We start from the raw sequence: 2,985 nt of genomic DNA on the forward strand, positions 1-2,985 counted from the left end.
GTCGTGATCGCCGGCGTCTGGCAGAGCGCCGGTTTCGTGATGGCGCTGTTCCTGGCCGGCCTGCGCGGCATCGACGACTCGATCCTGAAGGCCGCGCAGATCGACGGCGCGAGCCTGCCGCGCATCTACTGGCGCATCATCATCCCGAGCCTGCGGCCGGTCTTCTTCAGCACGCTGATGGTGCTGAGCCACCTGGCGATCAAGAGCTTCGACCTGGTGATGGCGCTGACCGCCGGCGGCCCGGGCTATGCGACCGACCTGCCGGCCACCTTCATGTACACGATGGCGTTCTCGCGCGGCCAGATCGGCCTGGGCGCGGCGTCGGCGACGATCATGCTGGCCACCGTGGCGGCGCTGGTCGTGCCCTACCTCTATTCCGAACTGCGCGGCAAGCGCTGAGCGGCCGCCGAGAGAACAAGACATGGGAAACAAATTCAACTGGCACCGCGCGGCGCTGTGGTCCGTGCTGCTGCTGTTCGCGCTGGTCTTCCTGCTGCCGATGTACGTGATGCTCACGACCTCGCTGAAGGACATGAACGAGGTGCGCGAGGGCAACCTGCTGTCGCTGCCGATGGCGCCCAGCTTCGCCTCGTGGGCCAAGGCCTGGTCGAGCGCCTGCACCGGCATCGACTGCGGCGGCCTGAAGCCGTTCTTCTTCAACTCGGTGCTGATGGTGGTGCCGGCGGTGCTGGTGTCGAGCACGCTCGGCGCGATCAACGGCTACGTGCTGAGCAAGTGGCGCTTCCGCGGCAGCGAGTTCATGTTCGCGATGATGCTGTTCGGCATGTTCATGCCGCTGCAGGTGGTGCTGCTGCCGATGTCGCAGGTGCTCGGCTGGTTCGGCATCGCGAGCTCGATCTGGGGGCTGGTCGCGGTGCACATCATCGCCGGCCTGCCGTCGACGACGCTGTTCTTCCGCAACTACTACGTCGGCCTGCCCGACGAGCTGATCAAGGCGGCGATGCTGGACGGCGCGGGCTTCTGGCGCATCTTCTGGCGCATCGTGCTGCCGCTGTCGACGCCGATCGTGGTGGTCACGCTGATCTGGCAGTTCACGAACATCTGGAACGATTTCCTGTTCGGCGTGGTGTTCTCGGGCGGCGCGTCCAAGCCGATCACGGTCGGCCTGAACAACCTGGCCAACACCTCCAGCGCGGTGAAGGAATACAACGTCGACATGGCCGCCGCGATGATCGCCGCGCTGCCGACGCTGTTCGTCTACATCGTCGCAGGCAAATACTTCGTGCGCGGCCTCACCGCCGGCGCCGTCAAGGGCTGACCGGCCCGGGCTTCAAAGAGAAAACGTCATGGGTGCACTTTCAATTCGCAACGTCCGCAAGAGCTACGGCCCGGTGGAGATCCTCAAGGGCATCGACATCGAGGTCGAGAACGGCGAGTTCCTGATCCTGGTCGGCCCGTCCGGCTGCGGCAAGAGCACGCTGCTGTCGATGATCGCGGGGCTCGACACGCCGACCACCGGCAGCATCCACATCGCCGACCGCGACGTGACCTACGCGCTGCCGAAGGACCGCGACATCGCGATGGTGTTCCAGAGCTACGCGCTGTACCCGAACATGAACGTCGGGCAGAACATCGCGTTCGGCCTCGAGATGCGCAACGTGCCGAAGGCACAGCGCCAGGAGGCGATCCAGCGCGTCTCGAAGATGCTGCAGATCGAGCACCTGCTCGACCGCAAGCCGGGCCAGCTGTCGGGTGGACAGCGCCAGCGCGTCGCGATGGGCCGGGCGCTCGCGCGCAACCCGAAGCTGTTCCTGTTCGACGAGCCGCTGTCGAACCTGGACGCGAAGCTGCGCGTCGAGATGCGCGCCGAGATCAAGCTGCTGCACCAGCGCACCGCTACCACCACCGTCTACGTGACGCACGACCAGGTCGAGGCGATGACGCTGGGCGACCGCATCGCGGTGATGCGCGACGGCCTGGTGCAGCAGTTCGGCACGCCCGACGACATCTACTCGCGCCCGGCGACGCGCTTCGTCGCCGAGTTCATCGGCTCGCCGGCGATGAACATCATCGACAGCCAGCGTGCGGCCGACGGCCTGAGCTCGCAGGGCGTGCCGCTGCTGCTGAACGATGCGCAGCGCGGCGCGCTGCAATCGACCAACGGTGCCGGCATCAGCTACGGGCTGCGGCCGGAGAGCCTGTCGTTCGCCGAGCAGGGACTGGCGGGCACGATCAGCATGCTGGAGCCGACCGGGCCGGAGACCTATGCGATGGTCGACACGGCGGTCGGCAAGCTGACGGCACGCGTGGCCGGAAAGGTGCACCAGCATGTGGGCGACAGCGTGCACCTGCGCTGGCAGCCGGAGGATGCGCACCTGTTCGACGCGAAGAGCGAGCAGCGCGTGGTGGGGTGAAGCCCATGGGGTGAGCACCGTGGGGTGATGTCAACCGTACGTCCGCGAGGACGACGCGAGGAGGCAGTGCATGACACCGATCATCGACTTCCGCTCACCCGACTTCCTGCGCCGGCACGTCCTCGACACGATGTCGTTGCGCGAGGGCCGCAGCCGCGACCCGAGCGGCGGCTTCTTCCAGTTCTTCCATGACGACGGCACGGTCAGTGACCGCGAGACGCGCGAGCTCGTCGGCAGCGCGTGCTGCGTCGTCAACCATGCGATGGCGGCGCGGCACTTCGGCCGCCCGGAATGGCGCGAGGCGACGCGCCACGGGCTGCGTTTCCTGCGTGATGCGCACCGCGACGCCGACACCGGCGGCTATGCGTGGCAGGTGCGCTGGCACGGTGCCGGCGGCAACTACGGCGAGCGCGACGTGCTCGACGCGACGAACCGCTGCGAAGGCCTCGCCTTCGTGCTGCTGGCGCACGCACAGGCGCTGAGGGCCGACATCGAGGACGCCCGGCTCGGGCTGCACGAGACCTTCGGCTTGCTGGAGCAGCACTTCTGGGAGCCGGCGCACGGGCTGTATGCCGACGAAGCGAGTGCCGACTGGAAGCTCGCGCCGTAC

At 67.4% G+C, this 2,985-nt stretch carries 4 protein-coding genes; all 4 read left to right on the forward strand.

The window, feature by feature from the left end; genetic code table 11:
• A partial coding sequence (locus tag AC1D15_RS24745) for a carbohydrate ABC transporter permease (RefSeq protein ID WP_477828059.1) occupies nucleotides 1-399 on the forward strand: 399 nt, incomplete at its 5' end.
• A 22-nt stretch (nucleotides 400-421) separates the two neighbouring features.
• Complete coding sequence (locus tag AC1D15_RS24750) at nucleotides 422-1,279, forward strand: carbohydrate ABC transporter permease (RefSeq protein ID WP_047513348.1); 858 nt, start codon at nucleotides 422-424, stop codon at nucleotides 1,277-1,279.
• A 28-nt stretch (nucleotides 1,280-1,307) separates the two neighbouring features.
• The gene (locus AC1D15_RS24755; RefSeq protein ID WP_047513351.1) at nucleotides 1,308-2,375 is read left to right on the forward strand and encodes an ABC transporter ATP-binding protein; all 1,068 of its coding nucleotides are present in this window, start codon (nucleotides 1,308-1,310) and stop codon (nucleotides 2,373-2,375) included.
• A 70-nt stretch (nucleotides 2,376-2,445) separates the two neighbouring features.
• Nucleotides 2,446-2,985, forward strand: a 540-nt coding sequence (locus AC1D15_RS24760) for an AGE family epimerase/isomerase (RefSeq protein ID WP_477828060.1), incomplete at its 3' end; no start/stop codon positions are given.

It is taken from the genome of Rhizobacter sp. P2_H2 (assembly GCF_056403375.1).